The sequence below is a fragment of the Maricaulis sp. genome (assembly GCF_048269565.1).
Classification (GTDB): domain Bacteria; phylum Pseudomonadota; class Alphaproteobacteria; order Caulobacterales; family Maricaulaceae; genus Maricaulis.
The window spans coordinates 164,979-185,577 of sequence record NZ_JBLXIK010000004.1 but is presented as its reverse complement, the minus strand read 5'-3'; the positions used below and the strand labels follow the sequence as shown (position 1 = coordinate 185,577).

Here is a 20,599-nt window from a genome sequence, read left to right as displayed (position 1 = left end):
GCAAAAAGGCCGGACCTCCTGTCAAGGAGACCCAGCCACATTTACCACCCCTAAGCCAGACGCCACCTTGCGCGGGACTGGTTAATGAAAAATGGCCGGCCTGCGCGCAAATCCGTGCGGGCCGGCCGGATTATCGTCAGCCAGCCGCCGCCTGGTCGTCTTCCAGATCCTTGCCGACCAGCAGGACATCGGCGATCAGGCCGGCATTGGCGCGGACCTTGTTCTCGATTTCCTGGGCCATGGCCGGATTGGCGAGCATGAATTTGCGGGCATTCTCGCGGCCCTGGCCGATGCGCTCCGAATTATAGGAATACCAGGAGCCGGACTTCTCGATGATGTCGCCCTTGACGCCAAGATCGATCAGCTCGCCCATTTTCGAGATGCCTTCGCCATAGAGAATGTCGAACTCGACCTCACGGAAAGGCGGCGCGACCTTGTTCTTGACGACCTTGACGCGGGTCTGGTTGCCGATCACCTCGTCGCGGTCCTTGATCGCGCCGATGCGGCGGATGTCGAGACGGACCGAGGAATAGAATTTCAGCGCATTGCCGCCGGTCGTGGTTTCCGGACTGCCGAACATGACACCGATCTTCATGCGGATCTGGTTGATGAAGATCACCATGCATTTCGATTTCGAGATCGAGCCGGTCAGCTTGCGCAGCGCCTGGCTCATCAGCCGGGCCTGCAGGCCGGGCAGGCTGTCGCCCATCTCGCCCTCGAGCTCGGCGCGCGGCGTCAGGGCGGCGACCGAGTCGATCACCAGAACATCAACGGCGCCGGACCGCACCAGCGTATCGGCAATCTCCAGCGCCTGTTCGCCGGTATCGGGCTGGGAGACCAGGAGTTCGGCGACATCGACGCCGAGCTTGCCGGCATAGACCGGGTCGAGCGCGTGTTCGGCATCGATAAAGGCGCAGACGCCACCGAGCTTTTGCCCCTCGGCAATCGTGTGCAGCGCCAGCGTCGTCTTGCCGGAGCTTTCCGGGCCGTAGATCTCGATGATCCGGCCCTTTGGCAGGCCGCCAATGCCGAGGGCAATGTCCAGCCCCAGCGAGCCGGATGAGATCGCCTCGATCTCCATCGCCGGCTTGGCGCCGAGCTTCATGACCGAGCCCTTGCCGAAGGCCTTGTCGATCTGGCCCAGTGCGGCCTCGATCGCTTTTTTCTTGTCCATGCCTGTATCGTTCACGAGTCGAATCGCGCCCTTGCTCATATCGATATTCCCTTATTTCACGCCCCTCGGTCACGGGCAACCGAGACACAACGTACCAGTTTTGTTCCAGAACACAAGTGGAACATTTATGGTTAACAAAACGGAACAAAGCGACGCCGCCAGGACTGACTTGGCGGGGGCGCGGCGAGCGCTTATCGTTGGAGCGATGATCCCTGCCCGATTTCTTCGCGCCATGGCGATGGCATCCATCCTGACCGCTTGCGGCCCGGCGGCCGTGCCCGGCGGTATCGCCTCGGTGGAGGCCTTGCAGGCACGCGGAAGCCTCATCGTCCTGACCCTTGAGGGCCCGACCAGCTATATGGCGGGCGAAGACGGCCCGAGCGGCTATGAGGTCGACCTGGTCCGCGCCTTCGCGGGCCATCTCGGCGTCGATGCACATTTCGAGACACGGCCCTCGATTACGGCACTCACGGCCGCCCTCGCCGCCGGCGAGGGTGATATCGCTGCGGCCGGCCTGACCGTCACGCCTTCGCGCGAAGCGCATATGGTGTTTGGCCCCGCCTACAAGACGGTCACCGAACAACTGGTCTGCCATGCGGGCGGCCCGGTTCCGACCACGGTGGACGATCTCGGTCGGGCCCGCATCGTGGTATTGTCGGGTTCAAGCTATCTGGAGACGCTGCAGGCCCTGCCGGCCCGCGATGACGAGCTGCACTGGACCGAGCGCCGCGCGGGGTCGGCCATGCCGCTGCTTGAGGCCGTCGATGCCGGGAAGTTCGACTGCACCATTGCCGATTCGCACCTCGCGGACTTCGCGCGCCGCCGCCATCCCGATCTCGTCGTGGCGATGGATTTGACCGGCGAGCAATCCCTCGCCTGGGCCTATTCCGGCCATATCGAGGGCCTCGGCGACACCATGGCGGCCTGGTTTCGCCAGATCCACGACGGCGATCTGCTGGAACGGCTGGACGAGACCTGGTTCGGCCAGTTCGGCGATTTCAATTATGTCGACGTGTCCAGCTTCGTCGACCGGGTCGAAACCCGCCTGCCGCGCTATGAGGACTGGTTCGAGGCCGCCGCCGAGCAGACCTCGTTCGACTGGGATCTGCTCGCGGCCCAAGCCTATCAGGAGTCGCACTGGAATCCCGACGCAGTCAGCGATACCGGCGTGCGCGGCCTGATGATGCTGACCCTGTCGACGGCCGAGCGGGTCGGAATCGAGGATCGCACCGACCCGCGCCAAAGCATTGAAGGCGGCGCTGCCTATCTGGAAGACCTGTACCAACGCGTCCCGGACAGCGTCACCGGCGAGGACCGGGTCTGGTTTGCCCTTGCTGCCTATAATATCGGCATGGGTCACATGTATGACGCGCGCGCCCTGGCCGAACGGCAGGGTCTGGACAAGGATAGCTGGGAGGATCTCGCCATTGTGCTGCCCCTCCTGTCCGATCCGGCGCATTATCGCGGTCTGCGCTATGGCTATGCCCGCGGCCAGGAACCGGTGCGATACGTCCAGAAAGTGCGCGAATACCGGGCCCTGCTCAATGCGCAGCCCCTTTGAAGGCGACCCTGGCTGCCCGCCTCGCGATACCGTCACCAGCTCCGCCCCGGCACTTATCCCCCACCGCCGACAATTATCCCACGACATCCCGGCGAAGGCCGGGACCTCGACGTGACAGGGTCGGAGCCTGCGATATCGAGGTCCCGACTTGCGTCGGGATGACGAAATTTGAGTGAACTTATCCCCCCCCCTGCAGCCTGGCGCATAATCACAGCGTTCCGGTTGCACGGGAGGCGTGAGCTCAGTCACTTGCGGCGATCGGGAGCGTGGAGCTCGTCCGGGCAGAGGGGTGACATCCTTAAGCCCCGGCGTGGCCACCGGAGAGGAAAGGCGGCACAAAGCTCGACCGCACAGTCCATTCCGGTTTCGAGACGGGGGCCGTAAGGCGTCCGAGCAAATCTCCACGTGCGGGACGTTTCGAATGTCTCAACTACTTATTGCGCTAAACGGCATTCGCCGCGTCCCGCACACCTCCCAATCCGGGGAGGCACCACCCAAACCTCCAGCGGCGAGCCCGCGTGGAGATTTTCGTGCAGCACTCAGTTTTTTTCGGCCCGTTTCACCATCTCCTGCTTCACCTTCTCGGCCAGCTGGATCAGGGTGAAGGGCTTGGGCAGGAAGGAGACTTCCTGCTCTTCCGACAAGGTCTTGGAGAATTCCTCGGCGGCATAGCCGGAGATGAAGACCACGCGGGTATCGGTCAGCATATGCCGGGCCTTTTGCAGCAGGCCGGGGCCATCCAGCCCGGGCATCACGACATCGGACAGAAGGAGGTCAAAGCCTTCCTCATCATCCTCAAGGATCTCATAGGCCTCCTCGCCATCGCAGGCCTCGACCACCTCATAGCCGCGCTTGACCAGGGTCTTGGCGGCGATATTGCGCACCGCATCCTCGTCCTCGACCAGCAGGATGCGGCCATAACCGGACAGGTCGGCCGGCGCCGGCTCGACGGTGCGCGCCTCTTCGGCCTGCTTGTACTCGGCGCTCTCTTCGTCGGTGGGGAGATGGCCGGGCAGATAGATGGTGAAGGTCGTACCCTTGCCGACGGCACTGTCGGCGAACAGGAAACCGCCCGATTGCTTGACGATGCCATAGACGGTCGCCAACCCGAGCCCGGTGCCCTTGCCGGCCTCCTTGGTAGTGAAGAAGGGCTCGAAGATCTTCTCCAGCGTTTCGGCATCCATGCCATGGCCTTCATCGCTGACGGCGATCGCCACCCAGGGACCGGGCCGCGGATTGGGGCCGCCGGCCTTGCGGACGTCCTCGTCGGAGAGCACCGAGGTGCGGATCACCAGCGAGCCGCCGCCCTGGTCGCGCATGGCATCACGGGCATTGGCGGCGAGATTGATGATGGCGGTTTCCAGCTGGCCCTTGTCGACCTTGATCAACGGCACATCGCGGCCATGGATGATGTCGAGCCGCACCGTCTCCTCGACGATCTGGCGCAGCAGGACCGAGACGTCGGACAGCAGATCGCCGATATCCATCGCTTCCATGCGGAAGGTCTGCTTGCGCGAGAAGGCGAGCAGTTTGCGCACCAGTCCGGCGGCGCGCACCACGGTCTGGTTGATCGATTGCAGCTCGCCATAATCGGGATCGCCGACCGGGTGGCGGTTGAGCAATTCATCGCAATTGAGCCGCACCGCGGTGAGCAGATTGTTGAAATCATGCGCGACACCACCGGCCAGCTGGCCGACTGCCTGCATCTTGTTGGCCTGGGAGAATTGCCGCTCGAGCTCCTTCCACGCCGTGACATCGATGATGTAGGCGACGCGCTTGCCGCCGCGTGCCGGAGCGAAGGCGAGGTGGACATAGGTCGCCGTCTCGCTGTCGAGCCGCGCCTCGGCCGGCTCCTTGCCGCCGGCCATCGCCACGGCAAAGGCGTCGGTCGCCGAACGCCCGTCTTCCCAGTTGAAGATCTCGCGGAACTTGACCCCGGGGATCGCCTTGCCGCCGGAAAGCTGGACCAGGGCCGGATTGACGTCCTCGATCATCGCGGTTTCCGGGTCGGCACCATCGAGGCGCACGACGCCGAAGGGCGCGCTGGCGAACATGTCGTCGAGCGTGCGTCCGGCCGGACGCGTCTCGCCCATCGACTGGGCCACGCCCGGCGGCGAACCGGTCGGCGACAGGCCGTAGAGCACACCGCGGCCGATAGAGGGTTCACCCGGCGCCCATTCGATCGCGACCACGACCGGGCTCTCAATGCCGTCACGGGCGCGCAGCCGGCAGTCAATGCGGGCGATCCCCTCGCCGCCGCGCGTCTGCAGCACGGACTTGGCACCATCGCCGGTGAGCACATCGCCGAGAGCAGGGAAACCCTGTCCCTCGATCAGACCGAGCCATTCGCGCAAGGTGGCATTGCCCATCGCGATCTCGCCATTGGCGCGCAGCGAGAACAGGCCGACCGGCGCATGCTGCGACCAGTCGGCCATCGAGGAAGCCTGGCCCATCGAGCGTTCGCCGACCGGCGTCAGGCGCCACAGGATCATCTGGTCAGGCTGTGGCATGGCGTCGAGCTGATACTGGCCAATCGCGCCGTCTGCGAGATCAAGCGGTGGCAGCAATTCGCACGCGCCCTCGCCGCGTGCCGCAGCACGGGCCAGCCGGTAAACCGCGCCGTCACCGCCCCCGGCGCCGGCCCAGATGCGGTCAATGCCGGGAATGCCGAAGCTCTGGCCGAAACCGGCCGTGGCCCGGGCGAGATCGCGATAGGCCGCATTGGCCCAGCGCGCCGCACCGCGCTGATCGGTCATCAGGACCGGATCGGGAAAGGCTTCCATCGCCTGACCGGCCAGCATGGCCGGGCTCGGCGCCTTGTTCTGGTTGATCTGCTTGCGCATGCTGCGCCCGGCGGTCTCGCCGGCGGCAATGGCGTAGAGCACCAGAAAGCCGATGGCGGCGAGGCCGGACAGCAGGATGAAACCCTGCCAGCCATCCTGGCCGGCGGCGAACAGCGCCGCCAGCGCGGCCAGGCCCACGATGAAGACACAGACCCAGAAGGCGACCCGGCCGAAAGGCTTCGACCAGAAGGACTTGCGCCCGGCAGCGGGCCGGGTGTCGGTATCGGTGGCGGGCAATTCAGCCATGGGAGGCTCCAGCACGAATCAAAAAGCGTGGGGTACAGACTACTCGCTCGCAGCGTATTGTGCGCGACCGCGTGAGAGCGACAGCACATAGCCGATGATCTTGGCCACGGCCTTGAAGTGGTCGACGGGAATTTCCTGGTCCAGCTCGGCGGTTGCGAACAGGGCCCGGGCCAGCGGCGGATCCTCGACGATCGGGATATCATGCGCCTTGGCGACTTCCCGGATCCGCAGGGCGACTTCGTCGATCCCCAGCGCCAGACAAACCGGCGCCGGGGTCGTGCCCTGCTCATACAGCAGCGCAACGGCATAGTGGGTCGGGTTGGTGATGATCACGGTCGCCTCGGGCACCCGCGCCATCATCCGCCGCTGCGAGCGTTCATGCCGCAATTGGCGCAGCTTCGCCTTGACGTGGGGATCGCCCTCGGAATTCTTGTGCTCGTCCTTGATTTCCTGCTTGGACATGCGGTTGCGCTTCATGAAGCTCTGCTTCTGGAAGGCATAATCGGCCGCCGCAATCATCGCGTAGACGATCAGGCAGGCGAGCATCAGTTCGATCGAGATCTGGCGCGCCAGGCCCAGGATCGCCGAGACATCCAGCGCCGGCATGCCGGCGAGCAGGTCGCGCTTGGGGAACAACACCACGAAGGCGGCGAGCCCGACCAGGCCCATCTTGCCGATGCCCTTGAGGAAGTTGGCGACGCCCTGGGGGCCGAAATTGCGCTTGAAGCCTTCCACCGGATTGATCTTGGAGAGCTTGGGCTGGATCTTGTCGGTGGTGAACAACATCCCCTGCTGCAGGTAGTGACCGGCAAAACCGGCGGCGGCGAGCACCAGGATCGGCACGCCGACGATCACCGCAACATGCCAGGCGGTGGCGCGGACCGTCGCCATCAGGGCATTCGGATCGGTTGCAAAGGCGTCGGCATGGTCGAAATAGACCACCAGCGTCCCGGCGAGATTACGCGCCATCGGCGGGAACATGAAGCTCAGCAGGGCCAGCCCCGCGGCGAGGACAAACCAGCCGGGCACTTCCTGAGACTTGGCGACATCGCCCTTCTCGCGTGCATCGTCGAGCCGCTTCTGGGTCGGTTCCTCGGTTTTCTGACTTTCGTCTTCGCCTTCGGCCATCCCCGCCCCCGCTAGGTCATATCAAGGGCGAACGCGCGCATCCGGTCGAGCCAGACCGCGCTCATCGCGCCGAGCGATATGGTGAGAATGAACAGGCCGACCATGATGTTGGACGGCATGGCGATGAAGAATATCTGCGCCTGCGGCATCAGGCGCGAGAGCACGCCGAGCGCCAGATAGAAGACCAGGCCGAACACGATCATCGGCGCGGCAATCTGGATGCCGAGCCGGAAGGCGTCGGTGAAGGCATTGAGCGCCCATTCCGCCGCATCGGCCAGCGCCGGCAATTCCCCCGGCGGAAAGACGAGATAGGAATTGGTCGTCGTCAACAACAGGAGATGGTGCAGATTGGTCGAGAACATCAGGATCAGGAAAATCAGGTTGAGCAGGGTGGCAAACAACGCCCCCTGCTGCCCCTGCGACGGATCGAAGGTCTGGGCGAAGGCGAGGCCGCTCTGCATGCCGATCACCTGGCCCGCAACGGCGGCCATCGACATCAGGATGCGTGCGATCCCGCCGATCATAAGCCCCACCAGCATCTCGCCCATCACCAGGCCGGCCATCGGCAGCGGCTGGTCCGGCATAGGCGGCAGGGCGGGTGACACGATCGGACCGAGCATCAGCGCCACCAGCAGGGCGAAGGAGAGCCGGATCCGCATCGGTATGCTCGGCTCGGCAAACCCCGGCATCAGCATCAGGATCGAGCCGACCCTGGCGAAGACCAGACCGGCGGCGAAGACCAGCCCTGGCAGGTCGGGAATCATGGATTGACGATCCGGTCGATCACCGAGGCCATGAAGCCGGACAGCAGCGCCCCCATCAAGGGCAGGAAGATCAGCATCGAGACGAAGATGGCGATGATTTTCGGCACGAAGACCAGCGTCATTTCCTGGATCTGGGTCAGGGCCTGGAACAGGGCGATCACGATCCCCACGGTCAGCCCGGTCAGCATGATCGGTCCGGCCATCGCGAGGGTGAGCCAGATTGCATCGCGTGCAAAGTCGAGGACTTCGGGTCCGTTCACGTGTGTCGCCTCGGCCGGCAAAGAGAATCGGGGTTACGGTTAATTATCTTTACGCTTCGCCGCGTCGCGTTAAGAAAGAGTCAATTTTCGGCTTTCAAGGGGGATGGACCACCATGGCATTGCGATCACTTCTGACCGGCAGCAGCGCGCTGATCCTGCTCGCCGCCTGCTCACCGCAGACCGGCGAAAACACAGCTGCGCCGGCCGAGACCGCCGCGACTGAAACGGGGCACGAAACCGCGACCGCGGCCGTGCAGTCCGAGACCGAACGCCTCAATGCCTGGTTCGACGAGCAGTTCGCCGCCGAGCTCGCCTTCTCGCCTGAGGGCAAGACCTATCTGGGCATGCTCGATGATCTGGACGCCTATGGCCAGTGGGATGATCCCTCCGAAGCCGCCTTCCGGGCCGGGCTCCAGCGTGCCGCTGACCGCCTTCGCTACATGCAGGAGAATTTCGACTATGACGCCCTGACCGAAGAAGCCCAGGTCAGCTGGCGCTTTGCCGAATTCATCGCCGCCAACGACGCCCAGCAGGGCGAGTTCCGCGACCACAACTACACCTTCACCCAGTTCTTCGGCCCGCATACGGGCATGCCCACCCTGTTGATCGGCTATCACCGGGTCGACAACATCGAACAGGCCGAAGCCTATCTCAGCCGTCTGTCCAGCCTGGGCGAGACGCTCGAAATCCACACCGCCCAGGCCGAGGCGCAGGCACAGGCCGGGATCATCGCGCCGGCCTTTGCCTATCCGATCGTGATCGGCGCGGCGCAGCGCTTCATCACCGGGGCGCCCTTCGACGACAGTGGCGAGGATTCGCCGCTACTGGCTGATTTCCGCGCCAAGGTCGAAGCACTCGAGATCGATGATGCCGCGAGAGCCGCCCTGATCGACCGGGCGATCACCGCGCTGACCGATGGCGTCGCGCCGGCCTACCAGCATCTGATCGAGGTGATGGGGCAGCATGCCGAGCTCGCCGACGGCCGCAATGATGGCGCCTGGGCCCTGCCCGATGGCGAAGAGTATTATCGCAGCCAGCTGACCAATTACACGACCCGGACCGACCTGAGTGCGGCCGATATCCACCAGACCGGCCTCGACGAGGTCGCCCGCATCCATGGCGAGATGCGCGCCATCATGCAGCAGGTCGGCTTTGAGGGCACGCTGCAGGAATTCTTCGCCTTCCTGCGCACCGATCCGCAATTCTATTATGCGGATACCGAGGAGGGCCGCGCGGCCTATCTCGCCGAGGCCACCGCCATCATTGACCGCGTCATGGACGCGGCGCCGGACTATTTCGGCCAATTGCCGGCTGCCGATCTGGAAGTGCGTGCCGTCGAGGAATACCGCATCACCACCGCGACCGGCGCCTTCTATGAACCCGGCTCGCTCGATGGCACACGGCCCGGCGCCTATTACGTCAATCTGGCGAACATGGCGGAAAGCCCGACCTATCAGATGGAGACCCTCGCCTATCATGAAGGCGCTCCGGGCCACCATTTCCAGAGCTCACTGGCCCAGGAGCTCGAAAGCGCGCCGATGTTCCAGCGCCTGACCTGGTATTCCGCCTATGGCGAGGGCTGGGCGCTTTATGCCGAAAATCTCGGCAAGGATATGGGCTTCTTTACCGACCCCTACATGGATTTCGGCCGCCTCTCCTATGAGGTCTTCCGCGCCGCCCGCCTGGTCGTCGATACCGGCATTCACGATCTGCACTGGAGCGAGCAGCAAGCGGTCGACTACATGACCGAAAATACGCCGATGGCCGACAGCGATATCCAGAACGAGATCCGCCGTTATATCGTCTGGCCGGGCCAGGCGGTGTCCTACAAGATCGGCATGCTCACCATTCTCGACCTGCGCCAGCGCGCGATGGATCAGCTTGGCGATGATTTCGACTGGGGCGAATTCCACGATGTCGTGCTGACGCATGGCTCGGTGCCGCTGACCCTGCTGGCGGAACTGGTGGACGACTATATCGCCGACAAGCTCGCAGCGCGCAGCGCCGAGTGATGCGGCGTGCCGGAGGAGGCCCCCTCCTCCGGCCCCGCCCTCCGGGCAATACTGCCGCAGGCGGGTCTTGACCGGGCCGGAATATCCGCTGACGGTATTGTCCGGATAATGACCAAGCCGGACGCAGGCGAGAGCCTCGCAGGACTGCCGGCGGCAGACATCGGGGAAACAAGATGCGTCGCATGATCCAGGCACCCTTGGCGGTGTCTCTGTTCGCATTGATGGCAGCATGTTCGCCATCGCAACCAATAACGGGCGAAACGGCCGCGCCGGCCGAACAGGGCGCCGCGGCCACCCAGACCGAATCGCAGCGGCTCAACGCCTGGTTCGCTGACCTGTTCGAACAGGATCTGGCACGCTCGCCGGAGTCACAGACACAGCTCGGCCGGGTCGATGATCTCGATGCCTATGGCCGCTGGGACCCGGTTGACGATGCCGATGCCGCCGCGACCAATGAGCGCCGCATCGAGCGTCTGGCCCGCCTGCATGAGGAATTCGATTTCGACGCGCTCGACGCCCAGGCGAAGGCCTCCTACCGGGTGTTCGAATATCTGCAGGAAACCGGGATCCGCAATTACGGCTTCCGCGACCAGCGCTATATCTTCACCCAGATGTTCGGCCCCCATACCGGCATGGCGACGACGCTGATCAGCCAGCATCGCATCACCAGTCCGGACCAGGCCGAGGCCTATATCCGCCGGCTCGAAGGCATGGGTCCGATCCTGCGCGAATTGATGGATCAGGCCGAGGCCCGCGCCCGGGCCGGTGTCATTCCGCCCCGCTTCGCCTTTGCCTATCTGATCGACAATACCGCCCGGCTGGTTGCCGGCGCGCCCTTCGACGATAGCGGCGAGGTCTCGCCGCTGCTGGCCGATTTCACCGCCAAGGTCGAGGCGCTCGAGATCGGGGACGCCGCCAGGGCCGATTTGATTGCCCGCGCCACGACGGCGCTGCTGGAACAGGTCGGACCTGTCTATACCGAGCTGCTGGCGATGTTCGAGCGGCATCGCGAGATGAGCGATGACCGCGACGGCGCCTGGAAATTGCCGCGCGGCGAGGCCTATTACCAGTCCCAGCTCGCCACATTCACGACGATGGTCGACCTCTCGCCGGAGGAAGTCCACCAGACCGGTCTCGACGAGATCGCCCGCATCCATGACGAGATGCGCTCCATCATGGACCAGGTGGGTTTTGAGGGCTCCCTGGCGGAATTCTTCGAATTCATGCGGACGGACGAGCAGTTCTACCTGCCCAATACCGATGAGGGCCGTGCCGAATACATGTCCCGCATCGACGCGATCTTCGACCGCGTCCGCACCGTCCTGCCAGACTATTTCGACACCATGCCGCGCGGCGAGCTGGTCGCCCGCCAGGTCGAACCCTACCGCGCCGCCGGCGCGCCAAGCGCGTTCTACAACACCGGCACCATGGACGGCACACGGCCGGGCATCTTCTACGCCAACACGTTGAACATGCGTAACCTGCCGCTCTACCAGATGGAGACGCTGGCCTATCACGAAGGCATTCCGGGCCATCACTTCCAGTTGACCCTGGCCCTGGAAGCGGCGGATGCGCCGATGTTCCAGCGCCTGCTCTACCTGCCTGCCTTTGGCGAGGGCTGGGCGCTGTATTCCGAGAGCCTGGGCAAGGATATGGGCATGTTCACCGACCCCTATCAGGATTTCGGACGCCTCGCCTACGAGCTGTGGCGGGCCGGCCGGCTGGTAGTTGATACCGGCATCCACGCCATGCAATGGTCACGCGAGGATGCGATCGATTATCTGCGCTCCAACACCTCCTTCACCGAGGAGGAGATCACCCGCGAGGTCGAGCGCTATATCGTCTGGCCGGGTCAGGCGACCGCCTACAAGACCGGCCAGATGCGCATCCAGGCGCTGCGGGACTTCGCGCAGCAGGAATTGGGTGATGCCTTCGATTATGGCGAGTTCCATGATGTGGTGCTGACAAATGGCTCGCTGCCGCTGCCGGTCCTCACCGAGCTCGTCAATGATTATGTCGCGGCCAAACGGGCCGGGACCGCGCAATAGGAAGACAAGAGATGAAACAGTTCAAACCCCTCCTCGCCGGCACCGCCATGGCTGCCCTGCTGGCCGCCTGTTCCGGCCCGACCGGCTCGGACACCGATACCGCAGCGGCACCAGCCCCTGCAGCCACTCCGGCTCCGGACACGGCACCGGCTGTCGACACCCAGGCCGTCGCCGCTGAATCCGAGCGCCTCAATGCCTGGTTCGAGGACATCTTCCAGCGCGATGTCGGCCGCTCGCCGATGATGCAGACCTTCCTCGGCCGCAAGACCAATTACGACCAGTGGGGCGATGCCTCGCCGGCCTTCGACCTGGAATCCTATGCCCTGAGCCAGGCCGATCTCGCCTATATGCACGAGAATTTCGACTTCGATTCGCTCGATGACAGTGCGCAGATCTCCTGGCGCCTGTTCGAATATGACGTGCAACGCGAGGCCGATGGTCAGCGCTGGGCCGATCATGGCTATACCTTCACGCCGCGCTCGGGTCCGCACATGAATGCGCCGACCTTCCTGATCAATAATCACCGCGTCGACACCGTCGCCGATGCCGAGGCCTATATCGGCCGCCTGCGCAATCTGGGCCCCTGGATGGACCAGAATATCGAGAACTCGCGGCGCTCCTTCGCGCTCGGCGTCTCGACGCCGGACTGGACCTATGAGCCGATGATCGCGACGGCGCGCAATATCATTTCCGGCGCCCCGTTCGCGGATGGCGAAGACAGCCCGCTGATGGCGGATTTCCGCGCCAAGGTGACCCGTCTCGGCCTCGAGGATGCCGAACGCGACCGCCTGCTCGCCGAAGCCTCAACGGCCCTGCGCGAGGTCGTCCAGCCGGCTTACCAGCGCGTCATCGCCCTGTTCGAGGAACAGGCCGAGAGCGCCACCGGCGATGATGGTGTCTGGAAACATCCCGATGGCGGTGAGTTCTACAACTACCTGCTCAACGGCTACACCACGATGGATATCTCGGCCGAGGAAATCCACCAGCTCGGCCTGTCGGAAGTCGCCCGCATCCACGACGAAATGCGCGGCATCATGGACCAGGTCGGCTTCGAGGGCTCCCTGCAGGACTTCTTCGAGTTCATGCGCACCGACCCGCAATTCTATTATTCCAATGACGAGGCCGGCCGCACCGCCTATCTCGCCGACGCCACGGCGCTGATCGACACCATGCGTGAAACCCTGCCGCAAATGTTCAACACTTTCCCGCGCGCCGAGCTGGAAGTGCGCCGGGTCGAAGCCTTCCGCGAAGCCTCGGCCGGCAAGGCTTTCTACAACCGCCCGGCGCCGGACGGTTCACGGCCGGCCTATTATTACGCCAATCTGCGCGACATGGCCGACATGCCGACCTACCAGATGGAAGCGCTCGCCTATCATGAGGGCATTCCAGGCCACCACATGCAGCTGGCCATCATGCAGGAACTCGAAGGCGTGCCCTCCTTCCGGCGCTTTGGCGGCTACACCGCCTATACCGAGGGCTGGGGTCTCTACACCGAATATCTGCCGCGCGAATTCGGCTTCTATTCCGACCCCTATTCCGACTTTGGCCGACTGGCGATGGAGCTGTGGCGCGCCTGCCGTCTCGTCGTCGACACCGGCATTCACCACCACCAGTGGTCACGCCAGGACGCCGTCGACTATCTCGCCGAAAACACGCCCAACCCGCAGGGCGATGTCGAGAATGCGATCGATCGATATGTCGTCTATCCAGGCCAGGCCAATGCCTACAAGATCGGCATGCTGGAAATCCTGCGCCTGCGCGGCATCGCCGAAGCCGAGCTCGGTGAAGCCTATGATATCCGCGACTTCCACGATGTCGTCCTGACCCAGGGCGCCATGCCGCTGGCGATCCTGGAGGAGCGCGTCCAGGACTATATTGCTGCCACCCCGCACTAGGCTTGGCAGTCAGACAGACAAAGGGCCGCCCGATCCAGTCGGGCGGCCCTTTTTGTTGGCAGACGCTGCAGCAAGCCTACATCGGCATGCGCAGGATTTCCTGATAGGCGCGAACCACTTCGTCACGAACCGCGACCATGGTTTCCAGCGAAATCTCGGCGGCCGAAACGGCGGTGGCCACATCGACCAGTTCGGCCTGTCCGGTGGCCGAGGCAGCCGTCAGCTGCTCGGCATTGCCCAGCGCACCCGAGGTCTGGTTGATCGCATCGGCGACCATATTGCCGAAATCGAATTCCGACGATTCGACCTTGTCGCTGCCGCCGGCAACATTCTGGGCGGAACGGATCGCGGCCTGGTAGGCCTGTACTCCGGTAAGATCGGCTGCCATGGTCTGGCTCCTTCAAACTCGTTCTGAGCGTTGTGCGCTAGCGGCGCAGAAGATCAAGCGCACGCTGCTGCATGCTGCGACTGTTTTCAATCATGTTCAGATTGGCCTCATAGGTCCGCATCGCCTCACGCATATCCATCATTTCCACCAACATGTTGACGTTGGAGGTGCGGACATAGCCATCGGCGTCGGCGGCCGGATGGCCCGGATCGAATTCGAGCGTGAAGTCGGACGTGTCCTGCGCGACATCGGTCATGCGGACGCGATTGATCCCGGTGGCCCGGTCAAGCTCGGTATCGAACACCGGGATCTGGCGCTGATACGGATCACCCCCGGCCTCGCGTGCCGTCGAATCGGCATTGGCGATATTCTCGGAGATAATCCGCATCCGGGCCGCCTGGGCCCGCATGCCCGATGCCGAAACCTGCATTGCGTCTGATGCGTTTCCCATGACTCAATCTCTCACTTATCGACCGGACTGGCGGATCGCCGTGCGGATCATGCTCAGGCTTTTCTGGTAGAGGCTCAGGGCGCTCTCGTATTCCAGCCGGTTTTCATTGGCCCGGATCATCTGCTCCTCGAGCACGACCGAATTGCCGTTGACCGTGGTCTCGGAATCCGGCGCATCCTGTGACTGCCACTGGCGCGTGGGCGAACTCAGCGCCGGGACACTTGCAGCGCCGCGCGCCGCTGTGCTGCCGCCGGCACGGGCCTGCAACAGATCCTGCAGTTCACGCTGGAAGGCGTTCTGGTCGAGATCCTGGGCGACATAGCCGGGTGTATTGGCGTTGGCGACATTTTCCGCAATCACCCGCTGACGCTGGGCGTGAAAACTCATTGATTGCTTCAAAACGCCCAGTACGGGCACGTCATCGGGTCGCATGGCGAATCGCTTTGTGGCTGGCATTCAGGCTGCGCCCGCACGGTTAACGCTGGCTTAACCGCATCGGCCCACAAGGCGAAGGGAAGCGACACGCGGCCCTGTCCATGAACGATATCATCGATTGGAACCAATACCTGCTCGCGCTGATGGTCCTGCTGGGCCTGCTCGGCGCCATGGGCCTGTTTGGCTATGCCGTGCAGCGCGGCTGGATTCTGCAGGGCGTCACCGGCCTGCGCGCCCTGAGACCGACCACCCGCCGCCTGGCGATCTCCGAGACGCTGATCATCGATCCGCGCCGGCGCGTCGTGATCCTGCGCTGCGATGAGCGCGAACACATTCTTCTGCTCGGCGCCGAACGCGAAACCATCCTGGCCAGCCATGAGCTGCCAGCCGAGACAACACTGGATCACGGGGATACCGGGGCATGAAAAAAGCGTTCTGGCTCTATCTCGCCCTGTTTGCGATCGGCGCCGCCCTGCTGTTTGGCGGCGGCGCCCAGGCCCAGTCGATCACGCTCGATACCGGCACCGAAGGCGGGCTGACCGAACGCGTGCTCCAGCTCGTCGCCCTGATGACGGTCCTGTCGCTGGCACCGTCGATCGTCATCATGACGACCAGTTTCGTGCGCATCACGGTGGTGCTGTCGCTGTTGCGTACCGGGCTTGGCCTGCAGCAGAGCCCGCCCAATGCGGTCCTGGTCAGCCTGGCGATCTTCCTGACCGCCTTCATCATGGCGCCGGTCTTCACCCAGTCCTATAATGAGGGTATCGAGCCCTTGCTGAACAACGAGATCGAGCTCACCGAGGCCTTTGATCTCACCACCGGGCCGGTGAAGACCTTCATGCTGATGCATACCCGCGAGGATGATCTCGGCCTGTTCATCGGCATGTCGCAGGAAGGCGTGCCCGAAACCCCGGCCGATGCCTCCTTCTTCGTCGTCGCTCCGGCCTTCATGATTTCCGAATTGCGCCGCGCCTTCGAGATCGGCTTCCTGCTCTTCATCCCCTTCCTGGTGATCGACCTGGTCGTCGCCTCGATCCTGATGTCGATGGGCATGATGATGCTGCCGCCCGTGGTCATCTCACTGCCGTTCAAACTGATCTTCTTCGTGCTGGTCGATGGCTGGCGGCTGGTCACCGGCGCGCTGGTGCAGAGTTTCGGCACGATCGGGTGACGACGGACCTGCCATCAATCCCGCGCTGAACCGGAGTGCCGGCCCGTAGAGCCTCACCTGACTGGATCAGGCTGGCCCACCACCATTATTGAAGCGGGCCCGGAAGGGTTCCATGAAGGCGTCGAGCGTATCGATGCTGGCAATTCGCGCCGCCAGGTCCGAGAAGCGGACATTGCCCGGCGGGATATCATCATCCGTCAGGACCTCGAAGGCGGCGCCCCCCTCGGTGATCGACATGGCCTCACCATAGCGGCGCCCCAGACGGCCGGCCGCGGCGCGGTCTCCCGACATTGAATAGGCGATGGCCGCGCGAACGAGATCGGACTGTTCCGACGGGGTCAGCGGGGCGGCATCCTGGTAGCGATTACCGAGCAGCGCCTCGAGGCGGCGGCCGGTATTGGGCCAGTCCCGCTGCGCCCAGGTCACATCGGCCCGCAACCGGGCCGCGGCCGGCGACTGGTCATCCTGGATCAGTTCCAGCGCCTGCTCGTGGCGGCCCAGCTCGGACAGGGCACGGGCCTCAAGCAGGTAACGCTCGTCGACCAGCGCTTCGGGCAGACCGGCGACGCGTGAGCTGCGGATGGTGTTGAGGGCGTCCTCATAGCGGTGGTCCATCAGATAGACCACGGCGAGATCGGTCGCGACACGCGCCCGCGCCGTCGGTTCGCGCAGGCGGTAGGTGCAATCACTGCCCTCGCTGATGCGGTGGCAACCGACCTGATGCTGCAACAATTCGGAGGCCGGGCCAAGCAGGTCGAAGGCAATCAGTCGGTCGGCGAGGCGCCGGATCATGCGGTCACCATCGGAGCCGATCGGGGCCAGGTGCTGGTACTGGTAGAAGATCGCGACAGCCTCGACCGGATCCATACGGTCAGCTTCGCCGTCAAGGAAAAGGCGGCGGAAGATCGAGACCATATCCTCGCCGATCCGGCGCCCGGCCTCGGTTTCGGGGAAACGTGACTGTGCCGTGCTCATGGTCTCCAGACCACGCGCAAAGCTGCCGGACTGGACATAAAGTTCGCCGAGCAGGCGCACGGTCTCAAGTTCAATCGTGTCGCCACGCCAGCGGAAGCGGAGATTCTCGAGCCCGTCGATCGCCTCGTCTCGCGGCATGCGGCCATCGGCGACCTTCAGCCGGTAGAGTTCGTACAGCGCCCGCGCCTCCAGCGGCGGCACGCCGGACTCGGCGAGGTTTTCGAAACGGCGGATGGCTTCATCCAGATTACCCATTTCCGCTTCCACCCGGGCCGCGATATAGGCCGCATCCAGCCGGGTGCGGCGATCGGGTTCACCCGCGTCGACACTGTAGAGATAATCCTGGGCGGCCGCGATATCACCGAGTTCCAGCGCGGCGCGAGCCTGGGCAACCGCGAAACGGGCCTGCCATTCCGGCGGGTAGGCGCCCGCCACGGCCTGGCCGGCCAGCAGTCGCCGGCGCGCGTCCGGCCAGCGCTCCTGACCGACAGCGACCATGCCGCGCCACAGATCGGCAGCCGGGTCGAGCAATAATGAGGGATCCGCGAGATAGCCGGCGGCATCGTCAAGACGGTACATCTGGTAAGACGCGACGGCCTGCAATGCGCGAACCCCGGAATCATTGCCAAGCTGAGGCTCGCCATCGACGGCAAGATCGAGCATGCCGAGCGCTTCCGGGGCCATATTGCGCGCCAGCAGGAAGCGCGCCAGGGCGATACGGCTTTCAGAGCTGTCCTCGAGGGCCGACTGGCGCAGGCGTGCATTCCAGGCCGGCGCAAACGGCCCCTCTCCCCGCCACTCCGCAAAATGCATCATCGCCGGCGACGCCATCGCCGCGGCATTGGCACCGCTCGCACTGACGGGCCCACCGGCCGGCGTCAGGTCGAGACCTCCGGGACGTCCGATCGCGGCGCCGGCACCGATCAAGCCCAGCTCGAGGTCCTCGGCGATGACTTCCACCGCGCCGCCATGAGCCGAGGGCAACAGGGCGCCGCCGACAAAGTCGCGCCGCGAGACCAGCCCCTGGACCGGGCCGGTCGCGGTCACGACAGCAATGCGGTCACCAACCACAGGGTCCGGGACCCAGCGGATCGCATGGGCGCCATCGAGCCCGATCAGGATACGGCCCGGCCGGTCACGCCGGGCATCGCGGCGGATCTGGATCGGGCGCGGCGGTGCGTCGATCTGGTCGCTGAACACGATGATCCAGCGCCCGCCATCGATGCGGGCCTCGGCCTGGGTCACGCCCGAGGCGACGAGGCGCAGTGCTGAATAATCAGCACCCTGGAGAATTTCATAATCGCGGATATGCGCCTGCGGTCCACGCGGGAAATCGCCCAGCTGCAATGCGGCCGCAGCGTCGAACACGATCCAGATCGCATCGCCCCGCCGGAAGATCGCGGCGCCGACCGGGGCCGCCCATGGGAATTCAGCGCGCAAATCGCCATTCGACTCGGCGAGACTGACCGCGACAATGCCATTCTCGGGCACCGGATCGAGTGTCGCTGCCGGTACCACGGGCTCTGCCGGCGCGATGTCCGACGGGCCGGCACCATCCGGCTGTGCATCGACAGCCAGGCGGACCGGGTCAATGCCCTGCCCCGCAGCCGCGTCACCGGGCGTGGCGGGAACAGAATCATCAGCCCCGGGCACGATAGTCTGTGGCCCGGGCGGCGTATTGGCCTGCGTGCCCAGACTGGCCATTTGCGCCAGCAAGGCGTTCGCATCGGCCGCGGCCGGGTCAGGCAAATCAATATTGACCCGCGCACCATCGGCCCAGGCCCGCGCCTGCACACCGGGCTCGAGCTCCAGTCGCAGGGTCCAGTCATTGCCCTCACGCTGCTGCGAGGCCGAACGCAGGAAATTCGGCGGCGACCCGGTCAGCCGGCCGAGCGAGATCTCCGCTGGCTCGCTGAAGCGCAGTTCGGCAATATCACCGCTCTGGCTGAGCTCGAACGGGACGGCGTGCGGCCAGATCAGCTCCAGCCTTGTATACTCAGTGGTCTGGCCGACGCGGTATCGTACCGGGACCGGATCGATCGGCGGCGGCCCCGCTGGCGTATTGGCGGCAATTTCGGCGGCCCGCGCCGCGGCCTCGCGTTCGGCCTGTTCACGCGGCGAGACGATCGGCGCCAGTGCCGGTGTGCCCGGCGGTGCCAGATCGATCGCCACCTGCTCATAACTGTTGGAGATACGGGTCTCGACGGGAGCGGTCAGGGCGATGCGCAAGGTCGCGCCGTCAGCATCGAGCCGCGCCCGCGCTGCCAGCGGGCCAATCTCGTCGGCCAGTGAAGCGATGTCGGCCTGCAGGGCCTCGCTCAGGCGGACAATCAGGACGGAATGTTCAACGGCAGCAGTGGCTGAGGGCGCCGCACCACCGATATCGTCTTCATAATCGAGAATAATGCGCGCAGTGGCACCGGAACGCTCGACGCGGACATCGCCGAACGTTTGTGCCAGGGCGGTCGAGCTCAGCAGACAGGCGAGCGCCAGACCGGACAGGGAGCCGATATGTCTAGCCGCCTTCGGCAATCCGCGCCTCCAGCTCGGCCACGGTGTCCGGGAGATTGCTGCGCGCGGCCATGCGCTCGGTCAGGCTGGCCGCTGCCAGCGGCGTCATCTCGGCGAGAATGCCGCCGAAGGTGCGTTGTGACATGCGCGAGGCGATCTGCAGCTGGGTATCCAGATCGAGACTGGAAATCCGCGTCGCGGCGTCACCGGCATCCATGGCGGCATACCAGGAGACAATGACATTCATGTCCTCGGACTCACGCTCGGTCAGATCGCCGGCCAGGCTTTCGATCTGGGCACGCAATTCATTGAGCTCACCGATCTTGGTGTCGACGCGCTGTTCCATGGCCAGCATCAAGGCTTCGCGCGTCTCCAGCTCGCTCTCGCGCCGGTCGAGCTCGATCGAACGCTCGCGCAGACGATAGATCACCCGCTCCTCGTCGGCGGTGCGGACACCATTGGCGATGCGGGCGGCGAATTCTTCGGACGGGTTGATCGCGGCGGCGGCCGGCTCCTGCGGCGCGGCGGCGCCCAGGGTGATCGGCGCCGCGGCCTCCGGCTCGGCATCATCCTGCGCACTGGCCGGCGCATCGCCGGATCCCTGCTGCTCCATCGTCGCGGCCTGGGCCTGCCACCAGTCGGCAGCCCCATTGGTGACGGAAATCGCCTTGAGGGCGAACAGGCCGCCCATCAGAATAGCGAGGACAGCGAGCAGGCGCATCGGTTCACGCATAGCG

General features: G+C 64.6%; 16 protein-coding genes. 6 read left to right on the top strand and 10 right to left on the bottom strand.

The annotated features are described in order from the left end of the window. Positions 1 to 136 precede the first annotated feature (136 nt). Entirely contained in the window at positions 137 to 1,213 is a 1,077-nt protein-coding gene (recA, locus tag ACN0YL_RS10145; protein WP_417491333.1) for a recombinase RecA, read from the bottom strand. A 166-nt stretch (positions 1,214 to 1,379) separates the two neighbouring features. On the opposite strand from recA, the gene mltF reads away from it, so the two are divergent. Continuing rightward, positions 1,380 to 2,735 carry a membrane-bound lytic murein transglycosylase MltF gene (gene mltF / locus ACN0YL_RS10140; RefSeq protein ID WP_417497892.1) on the top strand — a complete coding sequence of 452 codons (1,356 nt, stop codon included), beginning with the start codon at positions 1,380 to 1,382 and terminating at the stop codon, positions 2,733 to 2,735. Positions 2,736 to 3,274: 539 nt separating this feature from the next. On the opposite strand, the gene ACN0YL_RS10135 is transcribed toward mltF, so the two are convergent. From ACN0YL_RS10135 to fliQ, 4 genes are read right to left on the bottom strand one after another with little or no spacing between them, the layout of a single operon-like run. Further along, on the bottom strand, positions 3,275 to 5,824 hold the full coding sequence (locus ACN0YL_RS10135; protein WP_417497891.1) for a response regulator: 2,550 nt from the start codon (positions 5,822 to 5,824) through the stop codon (positions 3,275 to 3,277). A 39-nt stretch (positions 5,825 to 5,863) separates the two neighbouring features. Beyond that, complete coding sequence (flhB, locus tag ACN0YL_RS10130) at positions 5,864 to 6,952, bottom strand: flagellar biosynthesis protein FlhB (protein WP_417491330.1); 1,089 nt, start codon at positions 6,950 to 6,952, stop codon at positions 5,864 to 5,866. An 11-nt stretch (positions 6,953 to 6,963) separates the two neighbouring features. Continuing rightward, a complete protein-coding gene (fliR, locus tag ACN0YL_RS10125; protein ID WP_417497890.1) occupies positions 6,964 to 7,716 on the bottom strand; it encodes a flagellar biosynthetic protein FliR in 753 nt (250 codons plus the stop codon). Next, a complete protein-coding gene (gene fliQ / locus ACN0YL_RS10120; protein ID WP_417470071.1) occupies positions 7,713 to 7,976 on the bottom strand; it encodes a flagellar biosynthesis protein FliQ in 264 nt (87 codons plus the stop codon). The genes fliR and fliQ overlap by 4 nt, the downstream gene beginning before the upstream one ends. A 113-nt stretch (positions 7,977 to 8,089) precedes the next feature. Here fliQ and ACN0YL_RS10115 point away from each other — a divergent pair, with 113 nt between their 5' ends. From ACN0YL_RS10115 to ACN0YL_RS10105, 3 genes are all read left to right on the top strand, one after another. Continuing rightward, on the top strand, positions 8,090 to 9,988 hold the full coding sequence (locus ACN0YL_RS10115; protein WP_417497889.1) for a DUF885 domain-containing protein: 1,899 nt from the start codon (positions 8,090 to 8,092) through the stop codon (positions 9,986 to 9,988). Between the two features lie 173 nt (positions 9,989 to 10,161). Then, positions 10,162 to 12,036 carry a DUF885 domain-containing protein gene (locus ACN0YL_RS10110; RefSeq protein ID WP_417497888.1) on the top strand — a complete coding sequence of 625 codons (1,875 nt, stop codon included), beginning with the start codon at positions 10,162 to 10,164 and terminating at the stop codon, positions 12,034 to 12,036. A gap of 11 nt (positions 12,037 to 12,047) precedes the next feature. Then, entirely contained in the window at positions 12,048 to 13,931 is a 1,884-nt protein-coding gene (locus ACN0YL_RS10105; protein ID WP_417497887.1) for a DUF885 domain-containing protein, read from the top strand. Positions 13,932 to 14,007: 76 nt separating this feature from the next. Here the strand turns inward: ACN0YL_RS10105 and fliE are convergent, their stop codons facing one another. Genes fliE through flgB form a run of 3 tightly spaced genes read right to left on the bottom strand, consistent with a single transcriptional unit; the run spans position 14,008 to position 15,202 of the window. After that, positions 14,008 to 14,319, bottom strand: a complete 312-nt coding sequence (gene fliE, locus ACN0YL_RS10100; RefSeq protein WP_417470064.1) for a flagellar hook-basal body complex protein FliE — start codon at positions 14,317 to 14,319, stop codon at positions 14,008 to 14,010. 37 nt (positions 14,320 to 14,356) lie between these two features. After that, entirely contained in the window at positions 14,357 to 14,770 is a 414-nt protein-coding gene (gene flgC, locus ACN0YL_RS10095; RefSeq protein ID WP_417470062.1) for a flagellar basal body rod protein FlgC, read from the bottom strand. Positions 14,771 to 14,785: 15 nt separating this feature from the next. Next, positions 14,786 to 15,202 (bottom strand): flagellar basal body rod protein FlgB, encoded by a 417-nt coding sequence (gene flgB, locus ACN0YL_RS10090; RefSeq protein WP_417491326.1) that lies wholly within the window; start codon positions 15,200 to 15,202, stop codon positions 14,786 to 14,788. A gap of 104 nt (positions 15,203 to 15,306) precedes the next feature. Between flgB and ACN0YL_RS10085 the strand changes: the two genes are divergently transcribed. Both ACN0YL_RS10085 and fliP read left to right on the top strand, forming a co-directional pair. Then, positions 15,307 to 15,630, top strand: a complete 324-nt coding sequence (locus tag ACN0YL_RS10085) for a flagellar biosynthetic protein FliO (RefSeq protein ID WP_417491325.1) — start codon at positions 15,307 to 15,309, stop codon at positions 15,628 to 15,630. Beyond that, positions 15,627 to 16,376, top strand: coding sequence for a flagellar type III secretion system pore protein FliP (fliP, locus tag ACN0YL_RS10080; protein WP_417497886.1), 750 nt, complete (start codon positions 15,627 to 15,629; stop codon positions 16,374 to 16,376). Before ACN0YL_RS10085 ends, fliP begins: the two co-directional genes overlap by 4 nt. Before the next feature lie 66 nt (positions 16,377 to 16,442). On the opposite strand, the gene ACN0YL_RS10075 is transcribed toward fliP, so the two are convergent. After that, positions 16,443 to 19,883, bottom strand: a complete 3,441-nt coding sequence (locus tag ACN0YL_RS10075; RefSeq protein ID WP_417497885.1) for a tetratricopeptide repeat protein — start codon at positions 19,881 to 19,883, stop codon at positions 16,443 to 16,445. Then, positions 19,867 to 20,595 (bottom strand): MotE family protein, encoded by a 729-nt coding sequence (locus tag ACN0YL_RS10070; protein WP_417497884.1) that lies wholly within the window; start codon positions 20,593 to 20,595, stop codon positions 19,867 to 19,869. Before ACN0YL_RS10070 ends, ACN0YL_RS10075 begins: the two co-directional genes overlap by 17 nt. Positions 20,596 to 20,599 lie beyond the last annotated feature (4 nt).

Coding starts and splice junctions, on each gene's coding strand:
- ACN0YL_RS10085 (WP_417491325.1), top strand. CDS start 15,307: ATGAACGATATCATCGATTGGAACCAATACCTGCTCGCGCTGATGGTC.
- ACN0YL_RS10105 (WP_417497887.1), top strand. CDS start 12,048: ATGAAACAGTTCAAACCCCTCCTCGCCGGCACCGCCATGGCTGCCCTG.
- recA (WP_417491333.1), bottom strand. CDS start 1,213: ATGAGCAAGGGCGCGATTCGACTCGTGAACGATACAGGCATGGACAAG.
- fliE (WP_417470064.1), bottom strand. CDS start 14,319: ATGGCAGCCGATCTTACCGGAGTACAGGCCTACCAGGCCGCGATCCGT.
- ACN0YL_RS10115 (WP_417497889.1), top strand. CDS start 8,090: ATGGCATTGCGATCACTTCTGACCGGCAGCAGCGCGCTGATCCTGCTC.
- flgB (WP_417491326.1), bottom strand. CDS start 15,202: ATGCGACCCGATGACGTGCCCGTACTGGGCGTTTTGAAGCAATCAATG.
- flgC (WP_417470062.1), bottom strand. CDS start 14,770: ATGGGAAACGCATCAGACGCAATGCAGGTTTCGGCATCGGGCATGCGG.
- ACN0YL_RS10110 (WP_417497888.1), top strand. CDS start 10,162: ATGCGTCGCATGATCCAGGCACCCTTGGCGGTGTCTCTGTTCGCATTG.
- mltF (WP_417497892.1), top strand. CDS start 1,380: ATGATCCCTGCCCGATTTCTTCGCGCCATGGCGATGGCATCCATCCTG.
- flhB (WP_417491330.1), bottom strand. CDS start 6,952: ATGGCCGAAGGCGAAGACGAAAGTCAGAAAACCGAGGAACCGACCCAG.
- ACN0YL_RS10070 (WP_417497884.1), bottom strand. CDS start 20,595: ATGCGTGAACCGATGCGCCTGCTCGCTGTCCTCGCTATTCTGATGGGC.
- fliP (WP_417497886.1), top strand. CDS start 15,627: ATGAAAAAAGCGTTCTGGCTCTATCTCGCCCTGTTTGCGATCGGCGCC.
- ACN0YL_RS10135 (WP_417497891.1), bottom strand. CDS start 5,824: ATGGCTGAATTGCCCGCCACCGATACCGACACCCGGCCCGCTGCCGGG.
- fliR (WP_417497890.1), bottom strand. CDS start 7,716: ATGATTCCCGACCTGCCAGGGCTGGTCTTCGCCGCCGGTCTGGTCTTC.